Origin of the sequence: Bacteroides sp. 1001302B_160321_D4, from assembly GCF_015667765.1 — a bacterium.
GTDB classification, from domain to species: Bacteria; Bacteroidota; Bacteroidia; order Bacteroidales; family Bacteroidaceae; genus Bacteroides; species Bacteroides xylanisolvens.
In genome coordinates, this window is the sequence record NZ_JADPLO010000033.1 from 35,655 (window position 1) to 54,025 (window position 18,371).

The window sequence follows — 18,371 nt, forward strand, 5'->3', positions numbered from 1 at the left end:
TCTTCCGCAATCGTCCTTTTCTTAATTATTTCTGCCACAACACTTTTTATACTTCTTCCCGCTTCCACAGGGACAAGGATCGTTCCTTCCGACCGTGTGTTCGGAAGGCATGCCACGAAACAGATTGTCTATCCTTGCCTGCATTTCCGGAGTAATGTCCATACCGGCAGCCTTCATATTCGGGCCTGCAACAATGCGGGGAGGATTCTTTCTAAATTTGTCTTTTTGAAATAAAACGAATGCCTCCCCTGAAGAATAACCTTTCAAGAACCAACGGGGACAATGATTCACATAATCCATAAATAGTTCAATAGCCTCTTGCAGTTCCTGCATGGAAGAAAGTTTGTGGCTAATCATTGAAGTAATAATAGACATTGAATTTTCTTCCGTTTGAGCAGTAAACCACAAATATGCCAAACTACTATCCGCCTTTTCTTCCGTATATCGCAGTTTCTTCATCATATACTCCTTCAATTCATCCCAACACGGATTAGGAATGATACTCAATGGCATCATGCCCGCTGAAAAGGCTTCCTCTTTAGAAAACTTCTTCCTGTCCGGTATATCACGGCGCAGATACAATTGCTCCTCCAAAGATTCAAAATCATCCAAAAAAGGAGACTCTATGTAAAGGTTTGTATTATAACCATCTTCCACTTCAAAGGTTAGTCGCTGTATCAATGCCGAATTAGCCAAACTGTCAGCTATTTCTTCTTTTGTCACTGAATGCTGCAAATAGCCTACCAGTATATACAATAAGTCCGAATAAGAGAGAAAACCATATAAATTTACGATTCCACAGGCATACTGTTCTATCATAAAACGAACAGATTGCTTTTGGGAAGTCAACAGTTTATTCAGATAAGAAGCTACTGCCTCACGCAATTCATCGCAGATCATATAACGGACTTTACTCTCATCCATGTGACTACAGTCCGTTGCTATGAAAGAAAGAGTTTCCAAAGTAGTCACCAAAAAAGAATTTGTACATTCTACGTAACTACCAGATCCCGCCTTCACTAACTTATCAAGTAATGCCAGTTCATAATGCGTCAACCGGGAAAGCCACATTTCAGGACAGGTCAAAACAGCTTCTGCAAAATAAGTTACATACTCATCCTTGTGCAACTTGGTAGGAACAGGTAAAAGCAAAATTTTCGCCATCCTCTTTAATTCCTCTTTTGTATTCATCTTCAAGCCATCCACCAATTTCAATGACGGCTGAAACAATTCCGACTGACATTTTAACATAATATCTATTCACTTATTGATTAATTCACAAAAGTAGGAATTTCTTATCCGACATCACTATTTTGGGATGAGAATTTGCAAAGGCAATTACTATTTATACCTTTGTGACTTCAATAGAGAATTAGTAACCCGTTAAAAGAGGAAATTGATTATGCGTTCATTCATAGTGCTTCTTTGTTTAGTACCCACCCTCCTGCTTGCCCAACAAAGCAAACTTGAAACACAGTTGAAACAGGCAATCAAAGATAAGAAAGCTGAAATAGGGATTGCCGTTATTATTAACGGAAAAGATACGGTAACTGTCAATAATGACATTCACTACCCGTTGATGAGCGTATTCAAGTTTCATCAGGCGTTGGCATTGGCCGATTATATGGGAAAGAAAAAACAATCACTGGACACCCGGTTGCCAATCAAAAAATCAGATTTAAAGCCAGATACTTACAGTCCGCTGCGAGATAAATATCCGCAAGGAGGAATTGAAATGAGTATTGCCGACCTGTTAAGATACACACTTCAGCAGAGCGATAACAATGCTTGCGATATTCTTTTCAACTATCAAGGTGGTCCGGAAACTGTGAATAGGTATATCCATTCATTAGGAGTTCGGGAGTGCGCCATCGTCGGAACAGAAACAGCGATGCACGAAGACTTGAATCTGTGTTATCAAAACTGGACCACTCCGTTAGCTGCTGCCGAATTATTGGAGATATTCCGCAAGAAACCCTTGTTTGCAAAAGTGTACAAAGACTTTATATATCAGACAATGGTGGAATGTCAAACCGGGCAAGACCGTTTGGTTGCTCCGTTGCTTGATAAAAAAGTAACCGTAGGTCACAAAACCGGAACGGGAGACCGTAATGCGAAAGGACAGCAGATTGGTTGTAATGACATCGGTTTCGTTCTTTTACCCGATGGACGTACTTATAGCATAGCTGTCTTCGTGAAGGATTCTGAAGAAAACAGTCAGGCGAACAGTAAGACTATCGCTGATATTTCCCGCATCGTTTACGAATACGTAATACAGCATTAAGAGCGACACAAAACACGTTCGGTGCGAATCAGGATTGAAACAAAGTAAAAAGTAATAGGAATTAAAAAAACATTTATATGAAACTGCATCATATTGCCATTTGGACCTTCCGGCTGGAAGAATTAAAAGAATTTTATGTCCGTTTCTTCGGAGGAAAAAGCAACGAGAAATACATTAATCCCAAGAAAGGATTTGAGTCATACTTTGTTTCTTTCGGAGAGGGAACTGACTTGGAACTCATGAGCCGTACAGACGTACAAAACACACCCATTGAAGAAAATAGGGTCGGACTAACACACTTTGCTTTCACCTTTCCCAGCCAGGAAGAAGTATTACGTTTCACCGAACAGATGCGTTCGGAAGGATATACCATCGCCGGTGAACCGCGTACTTCGGGAGACGGATACTTTGAAAGTGTTGTGCTCGATCCTGATGGAAATCGGATTGAGTGTGTATATCAGGAAATAACAGGAGGAGGAGAAGGAAAAGGAGAAACAGCAATCGGAACTGAAACTGAAGTTGGACCGGAAGCTGAAGCTAGACCAAACACTGAAACAGAAAGTATTCATTCCGTAACGCTCGATACAGAACGCTTGCTTCTCCGCCCTTTTGAAGAAGAAGATGCAGAAGCATTTTTCGCCTGTTGCCAAAACCCGAATTTGGGGAACAATGCCGGATGGCCGCCCCACCGGACATTGGAAGAGTCCCACCGTATACTCCATTCTACATTTATTAATCAGGAGGGTATATGGGCAATGATACTAAAAGAAACGCAACAACTGATCGGTTCCGTAGGAATCATCCCCGATCCCAAACGAGAAAACCCACAAGTGAGAATGTTGGGTTATTGGCTCGACGAGACTTATTGGGGCAAAGGATATATGACTGAATCAGTGCAAGGCGTTCTTAAATACGGTTTTGAAAAATTGAAACTAAGTCTCATCACTGCCACTTGTTATCCACATAATAAACGTTCACAGAAAGTCCTGAAAAAGAACGGTTTCATCTATGAAGGAACCCTCCATCAGGCAGAACTGACTTACAACGGAAATATCTACGACCACCAGTGTTATTATCTCCCCGGCATCTCCCAACCTACTCCGGAAGATTATGAAGAAATCCTCCATGTATGGGAAACGTCCGTCCGTCATACGCATGATTTTCTGACGGAAGAAGATATCCAGTTTTACAAACCACTGATGCAGGAACATTATCTACCAGTTGTTGAACTTTTTGTTATCCGCAATGCCAACGGAAAGATTGCCGCTTTCATGGGACTAAGCGACGAACTGATCGAAATGTTGTTTGTACACCCTGACGAGCAGGGAAAAGGATACGGCAAACGATTAATAGAATACGCAAGAGACAAAAAACAGATGGATAAAGTAGATGTCAACGAACAGAATGAAAAGGCACTCCAATTCTATCTCCATCTGGGATTCCAGATCATTGGCAGAGATGAAACGGACAGTATGGGCAAACCTTTCCCCATTCTTCATTTACAACTACCGGAAGCGAATACCGGTGACAGAAATTAATATCAAACAAACATCAGTTGAGTAAGTGCCCCCAAGCAATTGTTGAGCTAACTTAATGATAAAAGAAAAAAAACATGAACCTACGTGCCAGATTATCCGAACGTGTACACATTGAAGATATCAGAGAAGTACTCCATTTCATACAGGACGACAAGCGTCTTAGAGAAGAAGTCTACCAGCTGATATTCGACGAAGACCACATTGTTTCCTATCAGGCATTGTGGGTATGTACCCATTTCTCCAAAGCAGATGTAGAATGGTTGAGCCAACGACAGGACGAGTTGATTGATGCCGCCATGACCTGTCCACATTCGGGAAAGCGGAGAATGATTCTGAACCTGATATGCCAGCAACCTGCCGCCGACCCGCCACGAGTGGATTTCCTCGATTTCTGCATGGAACACATGATATCACGTGAAGAACCAGCCGGTGTGCAATCTCTCTGCATGAAACTGGCTTATCAACTGACGCGCTCCATCCCGGAACTGCAACAGGAATTACGTACCATGCTGGAAATCATGGAACCGGACTTAGTGGTTCCTGCCATCCGCTCTGTACGAAGAAACACCCTAAAGGCTATGAAAGCAAAGAAAAATTGATTGTTTTTATCACTTTCATTTCAATAAGTACAAATTCGTATTTAGCTGTCAAATAAGAATATACCTATCAATCAGAGTATATTCAGATGGAATATTTGAGATATACCCGTCACTGAAATCTGAATACCGATACAGAAAGTAAAAAAGGCTACGAGCTTATTAATGATTTGATTTCCCACAGGTCCCAATTTCTGAATGAACCTCTGTCCTTGTGAAAGGAATACATAAAAGATAGCCGCCATACAGATAATGACAAGCGCAATGACCAAATAATTAATTCCGGTTTGCAATAGTTTGCCTTTGACACTGGCGGACGCCATCAAAGTAAAGATGACCGATATGCTACCCGGTCCGATACTGATAGGAAACGTGATGGGATAAAAAATCTTCTGTTCGATATTCTTCCATCTGAAACCATCTACATTCTGACTGGCTTCTCCTTTATCAGTAGAACCCGAATCACCTAACAACTCCATTGCCGTCTTACAGATCAGTATTCCGCCTCCCAACTGAATAACGGGAATAGCCAAACCGAAAATCAATAGAAACAGATGCCCTATCACCAACGTCCCTACACCAATCATTATAAAATTGAACGTCAGTTTCTGAATAGCCGCTTTCCGCTGTTGAGGATCGAGATCTGTAAAAAATCCATTGACAACAAAACCGTTTCCCAGAGGATTTATCACCGGAAAAAGCGCCATAAACGATGACGAAAATATAATGAGAAGATTACTTAATGACATAATACCTGTTTTTTTGATACTTTATTAATATCTGATACTTATCTAAAACATAAATGGAACGTTATTGTTTTGAGAATATGTTTTTGCGGAATGAATTCGCATCCGTTGGATTCCCTGTAAAAGCAGCTTATAATAAACCTTTAACTAGAAATTAAAATTATGTGTACAAGAGTCGTTTATTCGGGAAAGAATGGAATGGTGGCAACCGGCCGGTCTATGGATTGGAAAACAGAAATGCACAGTAATCTTTGGGTATTTCCCAAAGGTATGGAAAGAAATGGAGAAACGGGAGCCAACTCCCTGAAATGGACGTCCAAGTATGGCAGTGTGGTAACTTCGGCTTTCGAGATTGCCAGCACAGACGGGATGAATGAGAAAGGTTTGGTTGCCAATCTATTATGGTTGCCCGAAGCAGAATATCCGATCAGGGATCAAAGCAAACCGGGACTTGCCATTACTGCATGGGTGCAATATATGCTGGATAACTTCGCCACCGTAAACGAGGCCGTGGCCGCCATTGATGAAAATACTTTCCAAGTGGTATCGGACCTGATGCCGGATGGTTCCCGCCTGGCAACCTTGCATTTATCTATTTCCGACGCAACGGGCGATTGTGCGATATTCGAATATACAGGTGGAAAGCTGACTGTTTACCACAGCAAGGAGTACAAAGTGATGACCAACTCCCCTACCTACAACAAGCAACTGGCACTAAACGAATACTGGAAATCAATAGGAGGATTGAGCTTCCTGCCCGGAACCAACCGTCCATCCGACCGTTTTGCAAGAGCCAGTTTTTATATTAATGCCCTGCCCCAAACAGATGATGTGAGAATAGCCATAGCAAGCGTATTCAGCGTTATCCGTAATACTTCTGTTCCTTATGGCATATCCACTCCCGAATTTCCGGAAATTTCCACCACACAATGGAGAACGGTATCGGATAGTAAGAATCTGCTCTATTTCTTCGAATCGAGCCTGACTCCCAATACATTCTGGGTAAATCTTCGGGAAATCGACTTGTCAGAAGGGGCTCCGGTACTCAAATTATCTATCGCCAATGGTGAAACTTATCACGGAAATGCAACCAAAGACTTTAAACCGGCACAGCCGTTCAGATTCATGGGAGTAAAGGGGTAAACGGGAATGTACATAAACTTATGCTTACTGATAGCCCAAATAAAAATCGTTGTAGGTATTCACGAGAAGTCAACGTCAGCCCCCTGATTGGCGTGGAGAAAATTAATACAGAAAAGACTGATATATAAGAGATTGATGCAGAAAAGAAATAGTGACGGTATCCGCTTGCGATAGTGACGGTATCGTTGTCATATACCGTCACTATCCTTATCGGATACCGTCACTATCACAAGTAGATAGAATCTGTGTCTTTTTCAGCTTATTATTAATTGAAATAATAAAGGAACACAGCAATTCCTTCAAGTGCCTTTTTCGGTTGGTCTTTTATTTCGATAGCAAACTTGATTTCCGCTTTTGCCACACCACGCAGATTAGTCAGCGAGTGCAAAGTAGTCACCAGACGGATGCTCTGTCCTGACAGTACAGCCTGACCGAATTTCATTTTGTCCATACCGTAGTTAATCATCATTTTCAGGTTATTCACCTGGATAATCTGATTCCACAAATAAGGAAGCATGGATAATGTCAGGTAGCCGTGAGCAATCGTGCTATGATAAGGGCTGTCTACTTTAGCACGTTCCGTATCTACATGAATCCATTGATGATCCAGCGTTGCATCAGCAAAAAGATTGATACGTTCCTGCGAGAGTTCCACATAATCGGAAACACCTATCTGTTGGCCTACTAGTTTTTCGAATTCTTCGTACGAATTGATAATTACTTTTTCCATAAGTCTTATCGTTTTTATGGGGGTTATTTACTATTAAATTAGGGACAAAAATAGGAAAAATAAACTGATATGCCACCAAATTTATAAATAAAAGCAAGGAATGAAGTATTTAGGTATGTTTTACAAACCGGAAGCCTGTTTCAGTGCTTCTGTCAGAATACTGTACCCCTTACCATTCAAATGTAAATCGTCGAGAGTCAACTCCGGATTCAGCCTGCCATCCTGCAATAAACGATTGAATACGTCCAGATAGACAATATCTGTTCCCTGCAATTTTTCGTGTATCTTCCGGTTAAGGATCTGGATAAATTTATTCACAGCCGTACTGTAATCATCATAATCATTACGTGGAAAAATACAGAAAAGATATGTTTTCAGTGAAGGGACGGCAAGAACCGCTTTTACATAACGCTCTACATATTCATCTATATTTTCATCGTTCAACTGATAAATATCATTGGTTCCGAATTGAACAACGACCTGGCAATCGGAAGTGTCTACCGCAAAAGACTCCACATAGGCCAGCCCTTCACCGGGAGCACCATAGTTCAGACATTCCCATTGTGGGAAATAGATATCCAGTGCCCAAAAAGCCATGTGACTGTTGCCAAGAAAGGCAAATTTTGGTTTTTCTTCTATCCTATCCATACAATTTCATTCAAACGTCCACGTTATCTCACTCAAACTCTCAAACAAATATAGAATAAAATTCGCGGATTTACGTTACTTTTGCAAAGGTAATCACATTCATTCATATATATAAACCAATGATACATTTTTTCAAGAAACCCGTTTCTCACCTTGCGTTGCCGGAGAAATTCACTTATCCTTTCCATTATACCCCTCATCCATTGTGTGTGTTGGCTGCGGAAGAAGTGAAAGAATATATTGCAAGCCGGAAAGAATGGCAAGAGGAATTGGCTTCCGGAAAGATGTTTGGAGTGTTGATTGTGCAAACGGACAACGGAATAACAAACAACGAAGAAAATCAGATTGGTTATCTTGCAGCTTTCTCCGGCAATCTGGACGGAAAGAATCTGCATCCTTATTTCGTTCCTCCTGTTTATGACCTATTACAACCAGAGGGATTCTTCAAAATCGAAGAAGAACAGATTTCTGCCATTAATATCCGTATTCGTGAATTGGAAAACAGTAGTTCTTATCTCGATTCAAAAGAGAAATGGAAGATAGAAACGGAACAGGCTAAAGCTGTTTTGAATCAAGCAAAAGCGGAGCTTAAAATGGCAAAGGAGGCGAGAGAGATTCGCCGCCAGTCATCTCCCGAGCTTTCTGGAGAAGAACAAGCCTCCCTGATTCGGGAAAGCCAATACCAAAAGGCGGAATACAAACGACTGGAAAAGAAATGGAAGAAACGATTGGAAGAGCTCGAAATGGAAGTCAGGCACTTCGATATTGAAATAGAACGACTGAAAACCGAACGAAAAGAACGTTCAGCAGCTTTACAAAGAAAGTTATTCGAGCAGTTCCGGATGCTAAATGCCCAAGGAGAGATGAAAGACTTATATACTATTTTCGAGCAAACGGTTCAGAAAGTTCCTCCTGCCGGTGCGGGTGAATGTGCTTTGCCTAAGTTATTGCAATATGCGTATCTTCATCAATTAAAGCCATTGGCTATGGCTGAATTCTGGTGGGGCGACTCTCCTAAAAACGAAATCCGGTATCACGGATATTATTATCCTTCCTGCAAAGGGAAGTGCGAACCGATTCTGCAACACATGTTACAAGGATTGGAGGTAGACGAAAATCCACTGCTGAATCCTGTTCATGAAGATGAAGAACTAGAAATCGTGTTTGAGGATGAATGGTTGCTGGTAGTCAATAAACCGGCAGGGATGTTGTCCGTTCCGGGAAAAGCAGAGGACAGAGATTCAGTCTATCATCGTTTGAAGAAGAAATATCCCGAAGCTACCGGCCCCATGATTGTACACCGGCTCGATATGGCTACTTCAGGATTATTGCTCGTTGCCAAAACAAAAGAGGTACATCGGGATTTACAGGCACAATTTGCAAACAGAAGTATTAAGAAACGCTATGTGGCGGTGTTGGATGGGGTGATAGTGCAGACAGAGAAGGAGAAGGAGAAGGAGAAGGAGAAGGAAACAAAACCAATAGCAGAGGAAACAACATTAATAGTAGAGGAAACTGTATCAACGAAAAAAACAGCAAAAGTAGAAAGAACTGATTTAGCACTAGAAAATACAGAACTAAGACCAGAAAGGGCAGAAAAAGTAGAAAAAGACAAAAAGACAAAAAGAACAGAAAGAACGGGAAGAACAGGAAGAATCGAACTCCCTCTTTGTCTGAATCCTCTCGACCGTCCTCGGCAAATGGTTAGTAGAGAACACGGGAAAGAAGCGATTACAGAATATCAGATCATCAGTGAGTCTGAAAGAATTACCAGTAAATCTGAAAACACTTTCAACGAATCAAACAGGATTGATGAATTAGAAAGGAGTATCAATGAGTCAAGAAAATACACCCGGATTATCTTCTATCCATTGACCGGACGCACACATCAGTTACGAGTACACGCAGCTCATCCGGAAGGCTTGGGATGCCCCATACTTGGAGACGAACTCTACGGAAAGAAAGCAGACAGACTATACCTCCATGCCGAATATATAGAGTTTCGCCATCCCATATACGGAGACATTCTCTGCATACAGAAAGAGGCCGATTTCCATAAAAAATATGATTAAGCCATGAACCAAATTCTTTTTGAAATGTATATAGGGGTAATTACTAATTTTCAAAAAGAACCTGACTATGGACATCAAATTCCGCATTACAAAGTATTTAGCCGTATCTGCTTTAGCAATGCTGCTACTGGGAGCCTGCTCCAAAAACAATATCTACATCAACTATCCTGACGAAGAAAACAACGGAGGTTCATCCGGCTCCGGCAATGATGACAACAACGGCAATCCGGCCAAAGAGAATGCGCTGGTTACTTTCAGTGCTTCCGTAGAGGGACGAAACATCACACGAGCCATGTCTCCTATGGGAAAAGGACTTCAAAGCTGGCTGTGTGCCTATATAGCCAACACATCGAACAATATCACAGGCGCTCCCGTTGCTCAAGGCAACTATGTCACCTCCTCCCCCGGTGTACTGACAGGAAATCTAGGATATAAAATGTATTTGAGCAATGCTATCTATAGCTTTTATGCCGTATCATGCAATTCCACCAGCCCGGCGCCTACTTTCACCAACGGACTATCCGAACCTTTATCCAACGGAGTAGATTATCTTTGGTGGCACGCGGTTCATCAGGACATCGCCAGTTCACAGGTAAATATCCCCATAACCTACCAACACGCAGCCACGCAAGTAGTTGTAGCGATCGCTGGAGGAGAAAATATCACTTTAAACAAGATACTTTCCGCTACCATCACTCCGCCGAAACCGGGCGCAATCATGGACTTGTCAACAGGTATCATCACTTCGGAAGTCAGCTATGACAAAGCAGCCGATATGGGAATCAACGACTTCACCGTACAATATATCATGTTACCCGTAAAGAGCTCCTCTCCCATGACCTTGACACTGGAGCTGATGGTAAACGGAGAAAGCTTTTCACGTACCTACACCACTCCGCTCACTCCACCCAACAACCTCCTGTCAGCCGGAAATTCATACCTTTTCCGGGCAGTTATCAATGAAAACTCCATCTCATTCGCCAATGTCAGTGTGAAAGAATGGACAGAGGTAGACGAAAGCGGAAACCCGCTATACCCTGTACAAGATTAAAATATCCGAAATAAAATCAAAGCAAACCAGGTTACGCAAGCCACAAACCGGGTTATGCAAACTGCAAACCGGGTTACGCAAACCACCAACCGGCAATCATGCCACCGTTTGCGTAACCTGACTATTCGTAAATACCTGCTTCTTCAACCTGCGATAAACGTAGATAAAGGCCGGCACGAGGAATAAGTCTGCCGCTATCCAAGCCATCGGATCACCGTAGCAGACAGCAATAAAACCAAATACTGGTACGGCATAGAGACTGACAAGAATACGAGCAATCATCTCCGCCACTCCGGAGAACATGGCAAGATTGGTAAAGCCCACTCCCTGAATGGTATAACGCAAGATGCACAACAAACCAAGCATCGGGAAAAACATACAGGAGACATGCAGGAACAACTCCGTATCCAGCAGAATCTCCGTTTCCGACGGGTCTACGAAGATCAACGCGAAATATTTAGCCCCTACCATCAGAAGAAGGAACGTGAAAGCCGCATAAATAATCATCATCAGAGCACTAGCCTTGATTCCCAACCAAATACGTTCCGGTTTACCCGCTCCGTAATTCTGTCCGCTATATGTAGCCATCGCAATGCCCAAACTCTCGAACGTACAGATAAAGAACATCTTGATGCGCATAGCAGACGTAAAGGCTGCCACACACGCCGTTCCCAAGGCATTATTCGCGCTCTGAAGCATGATGCTGCCGATAGCCGTGATAGAAAACTGCAATCCCATAGGCACACCGATGTAGAGCAGCGTCTTAGCCAGTTTCGACTGGAACCGGCGTTCTTTCGGAGTACCCTGCAATATTTCAAACTTCCGGTACATATAAATGTAGCAGAGAACAGCCGACAATCCTTGCGAAAAGACAGTAGCAATAGCAGCTCCCGCCACTCCCCAATCAAGTACCAGAATACAGAACAAGTCGAGAATGATATTCAGAACAGCAGCAAACAGCAGAAACCAGAAAGGCGTCTTACTGTCTCCCAACGCACGGATAATGCTCGAAAGAAGATTGTAGAAAAACGTACACGGCACACCGATGAAAGTGACAAGCAAGTAAGCATAAGCTCCTTCAAAAATATTCTCCGGTGTACGCATGATCCGAAGAATATCCTCACATAAAATACAGGTGAGAAGTGCAATTACCACCGACATTCCCGCAGCCAGTTTCAGACTGACAGCCACATAACTGCGCATCGTACTGTAATCCCGCGCCCCAAACTTCTGCGCAACGGGTATCCCGAACCCTCCGCAACATCCATTGCAGAACCCGAGAATGAGAAATACCACTGACGTGCTGGCTCCAACAGAAGCTAACGCGTTTATTCCCAAGAACTTTCCTACAATTGCAGCATCAACAAGCGAATACGTTTGTTGCAACAGATTGCCGAGTAAAAGCGGCAGTGTAAACTTTAAAATGAGAGGTAATGCCGGCCCTGCCGTCATTTCTTTAGAAGTTGCCATACGTCTATGTTCTAAAATTGGGCGCAAAGATACGGAATATTCAACGAATTAATCCTTGTTTCCCGTCCCTCTTTTAGTTGACATAAATCAAAAAATTGTGATTAAACACTAAACAGTTAATCACTTAACAAGTCGTTTAGGCGAACCATGCCACGAACAACCCAGGCAGAAAACCTCTGTCAAGTCGAACCCTTCCATCGAATCTTCCGGATATTTGGGAACGACTTCACCATTTTCGAGCACATAAACCAGCAGCCTTTCCCCCTGTTCATTCTTCACATACATGGCTGCAATCTTGCATTGCGGACATAATAACTTTTTCATGCCGCAAAGATACAGATTGTTTCCGTCATCCACAAGCTCTTCAGAAGATGTTTCAAAAAGCCTGTCCATGATTTACCATCAGAAAAGAAAATACCCACCAGAAAGATGCATTTTAACAAAATACGCCTGTGATTCTGCATAATCTTCGCTATCTTTGTCAATCCAAAGTGTAAAGAAGAAAGAGATGAAGGTATCACGCATCGCACACGAAAAGAAAACAGTAGAGTTAATGATCCGCCTCTATTGTCGGAAAAAAGAAAAAAACAAGACTCTTTGTACCGACTGTGAAGAGTTGCTTCGCTATGCGCATGCCCGTCTCGACCGTTGTCCGTTTGGAGAGAAAAAGGGTGCATGCAAAGAGTGCACGGTACATTGTTACAAGCCTGTCCTGCGCGAACGAATGCGACAGGTAATGCGTTTTTCCGGACCGAGAATGTTGTTCTATGCACCCTGGCAAACCATACGACATTTATTGAACCTATAACTTACTAAAAAAAATCAGTAATGAGAAAAGCCATTATCATAGGGGCCACCTCCGGTATCGGACAAGAAGTTGCAAAATGCCTGTTACTGGAAGGCTGGAAAATAGGAGTAGCCGGCAGACGGCAATCTTCCCTCGAAAACCTGCAACGGGCAGCACCGGATCAAATTCAAATCCAAGCATTAGACGTAACCCAAGAGGATGCAAGCGAAAAGCTGAATCTGCTCATCGACAAACTAGGTGGCATGGATTTGTTTCTTCTTAGTTCCGGCATCGGTTTCCAGAATATGGACCTGAACATGGAAGTAGAACTGAACACAGCACACACCAATGTAGCAGGCTTTATCCGAATGGTAGATACCGCTTTCACGTACTTCAAGAAAAACGGAGGCGGACACCTCGCCGTTATCAGTTCCATTGCCGGAACGAAAGGGCTCGGAGTTGCTCCTGCCTATTCTGCCACCAAACGTTTTCAAAACACTTATATAGATGCGCTCGAACAACTGTCATACCTGCAAAAGCTACATATCCGTTTTACCGATATTCGTCCCGGATTTGTAGCCACCGATTTACTGAATGACGGAAAGCATTATCCACTGCTGATGGATGCCGCCGAAGTGGGCCGTCATATCTCCTGGTCGCTGAAGCGCAAACAACGGGTAGCAGTAATCGACTGGCGTTACCGGATTCTGGTGTTTTTCTGGAAAATGATTCCCCGCTGGATGTGGAAACGTCTGCCGGTAAAAACAAATTAACCCCAAAAGTGAACAAGCCGGGAAATGAACAGGTAATTAGCAAGATCAGATAACTCCTATTCCAATAATTCTACCTATATTTGTCCTGTAACATAAACTTATAATCTAACAAAAAAAGATGGAACAAAAAATTTGTCAGAGTTGCGGAATGCCGATAGACGACTCAACTTTTGGAAAAGAAGCAGACGGTAGCAAGAATCAGGATTATTGCCACTATTGCTATGCGGACGGACATTTCACGAAAGAGTGTACGATGGACGAAATGATCGAACTCAACCTGAATTACCTCGATGAGTTCAATAAAGACTCGGAAGTGAAATACACGGTGGAAGAAGCACGTAAAACGATGAAAGAGTTCTTCCCACAGTTGAAGAGATGGAAATAATCAATCATGAATATAGAAATGTGTCGAAAATAACCTAAAACCATATCTCGACATATTTTTACATTCTAAAGCTTTTTCACTGAAATCAATCACTATTGCCATTCAGTTCCGGGTGGCGTTCCAACCATTTTACCGCATAAGAGCAGGTGGCTTTCGGTTTCATTCCGTTGGCTACTGCATAGGCATAAGCAGCTTTCACCAATGCAGCGGCTATTCCGCGACCTTCTATCGGGCGGGGCACGATGGTATGAATGATGTCGAGAGAATCACCTAAGAGGCGATATTGTACAAAGGCGGTACGACCGTCTACTTCTGTCTTAAACAAATGCTGTTCGGGCTGATGAATAATTTCGTAATCCATAATCTATGTTGTTTTAAAGTTCATTATTGTTTTAAGTACTCTTGCCTAATAATTATCTATTATCAGGCACGGATTTTACGTTTTTTTTCAAAATGACGCATAGATAAAGCAACAGTGTTCATCAGCGTAATTCGTGCCTAGATTTATTATATAAACTAATTATAAAAGCATATTTATAATCAAAATTGTTCTATCCATTGCAATCGGTTGGTATCGTAACCGCGGCGTTCGGCAGCGGTGACGAGTTTCTTTTTGATTTCCTCGGGCAGTTGTGGCGCGCGGCTTAGTATCCAAAGATATTTATCGGTGCTGCTGCCTACAAGGGCATAGTTGTAATTCTCTTCATCCAGCTCCAATATGTAATAATCAGAGTAGAAATTAAGGAAGAAAGAGACTTTCAGTTTACCCGGTTGCGCGGGATCGGGTATCTTGGCGTGTCCGTTGGCAGTCTTGCAGATATCATAAGGAGAATTGCGCTTGCATCCCCGGTTCTCCACACGAATCGTACCGTCGGGACGAAGCGTGTAAGTGGCCGTGACATCTACCAGTCCGTGTTCAAAACGGTTCTCGTAGCGGGCTATTTCGTACCAAAGTCCCATATATCGGTTCAGGTCGAGAGAGGAGACCGTGGTGTGATCCGTACCTTTAAAAAGACGTTCGACAGTAGGGATGGAAAAACGAAACCCGGCTTCCGTCAGACGTGTCGGGCGGACTTTCTGACCGGCTGTAAGGAAAGAGGCCGCTTCACCGTAAAATATACGGAAAGCCCGCTGCGGAGCAATAATCGTTGTCCATGCCTGATAAGCTTTTCCCATCTCACGGGTAAAAGAATATTGCGAAATCTGTTGCGGAGCCACCAGATTATACACACCCCGCGTTTCTTCATGGGCGATAAAAAACTCCATGGCACGGCAAAGGTCGTGCATGGCTATCCACGGGAAAGACTGGGTGCCGGGACCGATGGCGGTAGCTACCTTCGTGGCTTGCAAAGGACGAAGCATCTGCTGCATCGCTCCCCCATCCGGAGAAAGCACTACGCCAAAGCGTGTAATGACGAGCCGGGTAGGTTGGGGACAGTGTTTGGCTTCTTTCTCCCATGCATAACAGAGATCGGAAAGAAAACCGTCGCCGCGGGTACGGGTATATTCGTCCGCTTCCACTTCCGGAGGATAATAGCCCACGGCGGAAGCTGAAATCATCAGTTTCGGTTTTGTCTTGACGGCATTTAACGCACGGATAATACGGTGCGTCACCACAATGCGGCTGTTGAACAATTCCTGTTTGTACTCCGGTGTCCAACGCTTATTGATGGGTGCGCCAGCCAGGTTGATGATTACGTCGCAATGCGTCAATGTCTGAATCAAATGTCCGGACATACCTTCGCGGAACATCGATCTTCCCAAGGGAATAATCCGGTGTCCGCCCTTTTCTGTGAGATAATTGGAAAGATGTTTACCTATATATCCGGTAGCTCCGGTCATTGCTATATTCATCTTGATTCATTATTTATTTTAACTCTATTAGAAAAACGTATAAAATGCAAGAAAAGTTCTTTGAAAAAAACAAAATGGGGCTATCTTTGCAAGGCAGACTTTAATACTGAAAGAAAAAAATCTCTGAACAGACTGACAAAGAGAGAGAAAATTTGTTCTATCAAATAAAGGAGACGATGAACGGCATCTACAAACAGGGCGGACGGAATACAGAAAGCGATCTGTTTGGAGAGAATGGCAAGGATGTGAACAGTCCGACAAAGTCTGAACAAGAAACTGAATGGTATTAACTGAAATAATGAAATAAATAAATGAAGAAACAAACTAAAATCAACTATATTCTTACGCTCATATTAGTATTTTGCATCGGCGCATCCATTCCTGTATTGACAGGCAGCAGCCAGGTGACCGAACAACATTCCGCCAAATCGGAAGTTCCTTATTGCGTCACCTCGCCCACCGTTCCCGCCCAGGTTACTTTTGACGGAGAAACCATTGACCTCCGCCGCTATGACCGCCGCGAACGGATGGATCGTGAGATGATGGCTTTCACCTATATGCATTCCACCACCATGCTACTGATAAAACGTGCCAACCGATACTTCCCCATCATAGAACCGATACTGAAAGCCAACGGCATCCCCGACGACTTCAAATACCTGATGGTAATCGAAAGTAACCTGAACAACATCGCCCGCTCTCCGGCAGGAGCAGCAGGGCTGTGGCAGTTTATGCCCGCCACCGGACGGGAATTCGGACTGGAAGTGAACGACAACGTAGACGAACGCTACCACATTGAAAAATCAACCGTAGCCGCCTGCAAATATTTCAAACAAGCGTATGCCAAATATGGAGACTGGATGGCTGTCTCCGCCGCCTACAATGCCGGACAGGGACGTATCTCCTCCCAACTCGACAAACAACTGGCAAGTCATGCCATGGACTTATGGCTGGTAGAAGAAACTTCCCGCTATATGTTCCGCATATTGGCAGCCAAAGAGATATTCAACAACCCGCAACGTTACGGGTTTCTGTTGAAGCGGGAACATCTGTATCCGCCCATTCCCTACAAAAAGGTGACCGTCTCCACTAGCATCAATGATTTGAATGATTATGCCAAATCACAAGGTATCACATACGCACAACTCCGTGATGCCAACCCCTGGCTGCGCGACACCTCATTAAAGAACAAGACCGGAAAGACATACACCCTCTATATTCCCACACAAGAAGGTATGTATTACGATCCGAAAAAAACAGAGGCCTATAATAAACAATGGGTGATTGACTGAAAATCCTCTCCCCTAACCTCTTCTCATAGCGGAAAACGGAGTTTGCACTGCCCATTCACAGCCAAACACCCCCTTTCTACAAGAAGATGCCGGAGGAACGTCCAAATAGCATTTAGTATGAACTGTTAGTATGAAACTGAAAGAAAGAATCCATCGTTTTTTACATGACGAAAAACTGAAACGAAAGTTGTACGTCATCATCTTCGAATCGGACACTCCCGCCGGGAAACTGTTTGACGTGATTCTGATCGGCTGTATTCTAGTCAGCGTACTGCTTGTCATCATCGAAAGCCTGAAAGGGCTTCCCAGCTTTCTGACGACTCCGTTCGTCATTATGGAGTACCTTTTCACCGCTTTCTTCACTTTCGAGTACCTGACGAGAATCTACTGCTCGCCCCGTCCCCGGAAATACATATTCAGCTTCTTCGGAATCGTAGACTTGCTAGCCACCCTTCCGCTCTACATCGGCCTGCTCTTCCCCGGTGCACGCTATCTGCTCATCATCCGTGCTTTCCGCCTGATACGGGTATTCCGTGTCTTCAAGCTTTTCAACTTTCTGAATGAAGGCGAACGACTGCTCACCGCCTTACGCGAAAGCAGCAAGAAGATTGCGGTATTCTTCTTATTTGTCGTCATCCTGGTGACTTCCATCGGCACGCTGATGTATATGATTGAAGGAACACAACCCAACTCACAGTTCAACAACATCCCGAACAGCATTTACTGGGCTATCGTCACCATGACTACCGTAGGCTATGGAGACATCACCCCCGTCACCGGTCTCGGGAAGTTCCTTTCCGCCTGTGTCATGCTAATTGGTTACACAATTATTGCCGTACCGACAGGGATCGTATCCGCCTCCATGATGAAAGACTACAAACGCAGAAGAGACAAAGAATGTCCCAACTGCCATCGCTCCGGACACGAAGACAATGCCGAGTTTTGCAAATATTGCGGACATCATCTGAATCCGTCCGAAACAGACGTGGAAAAGAAATAAAT

The 18,371-nt window shown here is 43.5% G+C and carries 19 protein-coding genes; 11 read left to right on the plus strand and 8 right to left on the minus strand.

All coding sequences use genetic code 11. The features are described from left to right. Positions 1 to 21 precede the first annotated feature (21 nt). The gene (locus KFO40_RS13810; RefSeq protein WP_211146478.1) at positions 22 to 1,251 is read right to left on the minus strand and encodes a YecA family protein; all 1,230 of its coding nucleotides are present in this window, start codon (positions 1,249 to 1,251) and stop codon (positions 22 to 24) included. Positions 1,252 to 1,402: 151 nt separating this feature from the next. On the opposite strand from KFO40_RS13810, the gene bla reads away from it, so the two are divergent. The 3 genes from bla (at position 1,403) to KFO40_RS13825 (ending at position 4,421) form a co-directional block, all read left to right on the plus strand. Further along, complete coding sequence (gene bla, locus KFO40_RS13815; RefSeq protein ID WP_151934199.1) at positions 1,403 to 2,284, plus strand: class A beta-lactamase, subclass A2; 882 nt, start codon at positions 1,403 to 1,405, stop codon at positions 2,282 to 2,284. Positions 2,285 to 2,361: 77 nt separating this feature from the next. Beyond that, a complete protein-coding gene (locus tag KFO40_RS13820; RefSeq protein WP_211146479.1) occupies positions 2,362 to 3,822 on the plus strand; it encodes a GNAT family N-acetyltransferase in 1,461 nt (486 codons plus the stop codon). Between the two features lie 74 nt (positions 3,823 to 3,896). Then, positions 3,897 to 4,421: a hypothetical protein gene (locus KFO40_RS13825; RefSeq protein ID WP_118220137.1), complete on the plus strand. Its 525-nt coding sequence runs from the start codon at positions 3,897 to 3,899 to the stop codon at positions 4,419 to 4,421. A gap of 71 nt (positions 4,422 to 4,492) precedes the next feature. Here KFO40_RS13825 and KFO40_RS13830 read toward each other — a convergent pair whose 3' ends face one another. Further along, positions 4,493 to 5,167 carry a MarC family protein gene (locus KFO40_RS13830; protein WP_049703233.1) on the minus strand — a complete coding sequence of 225 codons (675 nt, stop codon included), beginning with the start codon at positions 5,165 to 5,167 and terminating at the stop codon, positions 4,493 to 4,495. Positions 5,168 to 5,326: 159 nt separating this feature from the next. Between KFO40_RS13830 and KFO40_RS13835 the strand changes: the two genes are divergently transcribed. Continuing rightward, the gene (locus KFO40_RS13835; RefSeq protein WP_211146480.1) at positions 5,327 to 6,307 is read left to right on the plus strand and encodes a linear amide C-N hydrolase; all 981 of its coding nucleotides are present in this window, start codon (positions 5,327 to 5,329) and stop codon (positions 6,305 to 6,307) included. Positions 6,308 to 6,572: 265 nt separating this feature from the next. On the opposite strand, the gene KFO40_RS13840 is transcribed toward KFO40_RS13835, so the two are convergent. Both KFO40_RS13840 and KFO40_RS13845 read right to left on the minus strand, forming a co-directional pair. Continuing rightward, on the minus strand, positions 6,573 to 7,037 hold the full coding sequence (locus KFO40_RS13840) for a MaoC family dehydratase (protein ID WP_004308264.1): 465 nt from the start codon (positions 7,035 to 7,037) through the stop codon (positions 6,573 to 6,575). Between the two features lie 120 nt (positions 7,038 to 7,157). Beyond that, positions 7,158 to 7,685, minus strand: coding sequence for an SGNH/GDSL hydrolase family protein (locus KFO40_RS13845; RefSeq protein ID WP_008651245.1), 528 nt, complete (start codon positions 7,683 to 7,685; stop codon positions 7,158 to 7,160). A 119-nt stretch (positions 7,686 to 7,804) separates the two neighbouring features. Here KFO40_RS13845 and KFO40_RS13850 point away from each other — a divergent pair, with 119 nt between their 5' ends. Further along, positions 7,805 to 9,757 carry an RluA family pseudouridine synthase gene (locus KFO40_RS13850; RefSeq protein ID WP_211146481.1) on the plus strand — a complete coding sequence of 651 codons (1,953 nt, stop codon included), beginning with the start codon at positions 7,805 to 7,807 and terminating at the stop codon, positions 9,755 to 9,757. 67 nt (positions 9,758 to 9,824) lie between these two features. Next, positions 9,825 to 10,808, plus strand: a complete 984-nt coding sequence (locus KFO40_RS13855; RefSeq protein WP_008021115.1) for a fimbrillin family protein — start codon at positions 9,825 to 9,827, stop codon at positions 10,806 to 10,808. Between the two features lie 96 nt (positions 10,809 to 10,904). Here the strand turns inward: KFO40_RS13855 and KFO40_RS13860 are convergent, their stop codons facing one another. Together KFO40_RS13860 and KFO40_RS13865 are read right to left on the minus strand one after the other, a co-directional pair. After that, positions 10,905 to 12,278: an MATE family efflux transporter gene (locus tag KFO40_RS13860; protein ID WP_004314776.1), complete on the minus strand. Its 1,374-nt coding sequence runs from the start codon at positions 12,276 to 12,278 to the stop codon at positions 10,905 to 10,907. A 120-nt stretch (positions 12,279 to 12,398) separates the two neighbouring features. Then, on the minus strand, positions 12,399 to 12,602 hold the full coding sequence (locus KFO40_RS13865) for a hypothetical protein (protein WP_008771178.1): 204 nt from the start codon (positions 12,600 to 12,602) through the stop codon (positions 12,399 to 12,401). A gap of 184 nt (positions 12,603 to 12,786) precedes the next feature. On the opposite strand from KFO40_RS13865, the gene KFO40_RS13870 reads away from it, so the two are divergent. The 3 genes from KFO40_RS13870 (at position 12,787) to KFO40_RS13880 (ending at position 14,223) form a co-directional block, all read left to right on the plus strand. Further along, the gene (locus KFO40_RS13870; protein ID WP_049703237.1) at positions 12,787 to 13,086 is read left to right on the plus strand and encodes a nitrous oxide-stimulated promoter family protein; all 300 of its coding nucleotides are present in this window, start codon (positions 12,787 to 12,789) and stop codon (positions 13,084 to 13,086) included. 20 nt (positions 13,087 to 13,106) lie between these two features. After that, complete coding sequence (locus KFO40_RS13875) at positions 13,107 to 13,838, plus strand: SDR family NAD(P)-dependent oxidoreductase (RefSeq protein ID WP_211146483.1); 732 nt, start codon at positions 13,107 to 13,109, stop codon at positions 13,836 to 13,838. Between the two features lie 118 nt (positions 13,839 to 13,956). Then, positions 13,957 to 14,223, plus strand: coding sequence for a zinc ribbon domain-containing protein (locus KFO40_RS13880; RefSeq protein WP_004314772.1), 267 nt, complete (start codon positions 13,957 to 13,959; stop codon positions 14,221 to 14,223). An 85-nt stretch (positions 14,224 to 14,308) separates the two neighbouring features. On the opposite strand, the gene KFO40_RS13885 is transcribed toward KFO40_RS13880, so the two are convergent. Beyond that, positions 14,309 to 14,584: a GNAT family N-acetyltransferase gene (locus tag KFO40_RS13885; protein ID WP_118218880.1), complete on the minus strand. Its 276-nt coding sequence runs from the start codon at positions 14,582 to 14,584 to the stop codon at positions 14,309 to 14,311. Between the two features lie 179 nt (positions 14,585 to 14,763). Next, on the minus strand, positions 14,764 to 16,077 hold the full coding sequence (locus tag KFO40_RS13890) for a TIGR01777 family oxidoreductase (protein ID WP_211146484.1): 1,314 nt from the start codon (positions 16,075 to 16,077) through the stop codon (positions 14,764 to 14,766). A 311-nt stretch (positions 16,078 to 16,388) separates the two neighbouring features. On the opposite strand from KFO40_RS13890, the gene KFO40_RS13900 reads away from it, so the two are divergent. Then, positions 16,389 to 17,369 carry a lytic transglycosylase domain-containing protein gene (locus KFO40_RS13900; RefSeq protein ID WP_211146485.1) on the plus strand — a complete coding sequence of 327 codons (981 nt, stop codon included), beginning with the start codon at positions 16,389 to 16,391 and terminating at the stop codon, positions 17,367 to 17,369. Between the two features lie 130 nt (positions 17,370 to 17,499). Then, a complete protein-coding gene (locus KFO40_RS13905; RefSeq protein WP_008021108.1) occupies positions 17,500 to 18,369 on the plus strand; it encodes an ion transporter in 870 nt (289 codons plus the stop codon). Positions 18,370 to 18,371 lie beyond the last annotated feature (2 nt).

What these genes read in the sequence shown, in the direction of transcription:
- KFO40_RS13810 (WP_211146478.1), bottom strand. Translation starts at nt 1,251, where the DNA reads ATGTTAAAATGTCAGTCGGAATTGTTTCAGCCGTCATTGAAATTGGTG.
- bla (WP_151934199.1), top strand. Translation starts at nt 1,403, where the DNA reads ATGCGTTCATTCATAGTGCTTCTTTGTTTAGTACCCACCCTCCTGCTT.
- KFO40_RS13820 (WP_211146479.1), top strand. Translation starts at nt 2,362, where the DNA reads ATGAAACTGCATCATATTGCCATTTGGACCTTCCGGCTGGAAGAATTA.
- KFO40_RS13825 (WP_118220137.1), top strand. Translation starts at nt 3,897, where the DNA reads ATGAACCTACGTGCCAGATTATCCGAACGTGTACACATTGAAGATATC.
- KFO40_RS13830 (WP_049703233.1), bottom strand. Translation starts at nt 5,167, where the DNA reads ATGTCATTAAGTAATCTTCTCATTATATTTTCGTCATCGTTTATGGCG.
- KFO40_RS13835 (WP_211146480.1), top strand. Translation starts at nt 5,327, where the DNA reads ATGTGTACAAGAGTCGTTTATTCGGGAAAGAATGGAATGGTGGCAACC.
- KFO40_RS13840 (WP_004308264.1), bottom strand. Translation starts at nt 7,037, where the DNA reads ATGGAAAAAGTAATTATCAATTCGTACGAAGAATTCGAAAAACTAGTA.
- KFO40_RS13845 (WP_008651245.1), bottom strand. Translation starts at nt 7,685, where the DNA reads ATGGATAGGATAGAAGAAAAACCAAAATTTGCCTTTCTTGGCAACAGT.
- KFO40_RS13850 (WP_211146481.1), top strand. Translation starts at nt 7,805, where the DNA reads ATGATACATTTTTTCAAGAAACCCGTTTCTCACCTTGCGTTGCCGGAG.
- KFO40_RS13855 (WP_008021115.1), top strand. Translation starts at nt 9,825, where the DNA reads ATGGACATCAAATTCCGCATTACAAAGTATTTAGCCGTATCTGCTTTA.
- KFO40_RS13860 (WP_004314776.1), bottom strand. Translation starts at nt 12,278, where the DNA reads ATGGCAACTTCTAAAGAAATGACGGCAGGGCCGGCATTACCTCTCATT.
- KFO40_RS13865 (WP_008771178.1), bottom strand. Translation starts at nt 12,602, where the DNA reads ATGAAAAAGTTATTATGTCCGCAATGCAAGATTGCAGCCATGTATGTG.
- KFO40_RS13870 (WP_049703237.1), top strand. Translation starts at nt 12,787, where the DNA reads ATGAAGGTATCACGCATCGCACACGAAAAGAAAACAGTAGAGTTAATG.
- KFO40_RS13875 (WP_211146483.1), top strand. Translation starts at nt 13,107, where the DNA reads ATGAGAAAAGCCATTATCATAGGGGCCACCTCCGGTATCGGACAAGAA.
- KFO40_RS13880 (WP_004314772.1), top strand. Translation starts at nt 13,957, where the DNA reads ATGGAACAAAAAATTTGTCAGAGTTGCGGAATGCCGATAGACGACTCA.
- KFO40_RS13885 (WP_118218880.1), bottom strand. Translation starts at nt 14,584, where the DNA reads ATGGATTACGAAATTATTCATCAGCCCGAACAGCATTTGTTTAAGACA.
- KFO40_RS13890 (WP_211146484.1), bottom strand. Translation starts at nt 16,077, where the DNA reads ATGAATATAGCAATGACCGGAGCTACCGGATATATAGGTAAACATCTT.
- KFO40_RS13900 (WP_211146485.1), top strand. Translation starts at nt 16,389, where the DNA reads ATGAAGAAACAAACTAAAATCAACTATATTCTTACGCTCATATTAGTA.
- KFO40_RS13905 (WP_008021108.1), top strand. Translation starts at nt 17,500, where the DNA reads ATGAAACTGAAAGAAAGAATCCATCGTTTTTTACATGACGAAAAACTG.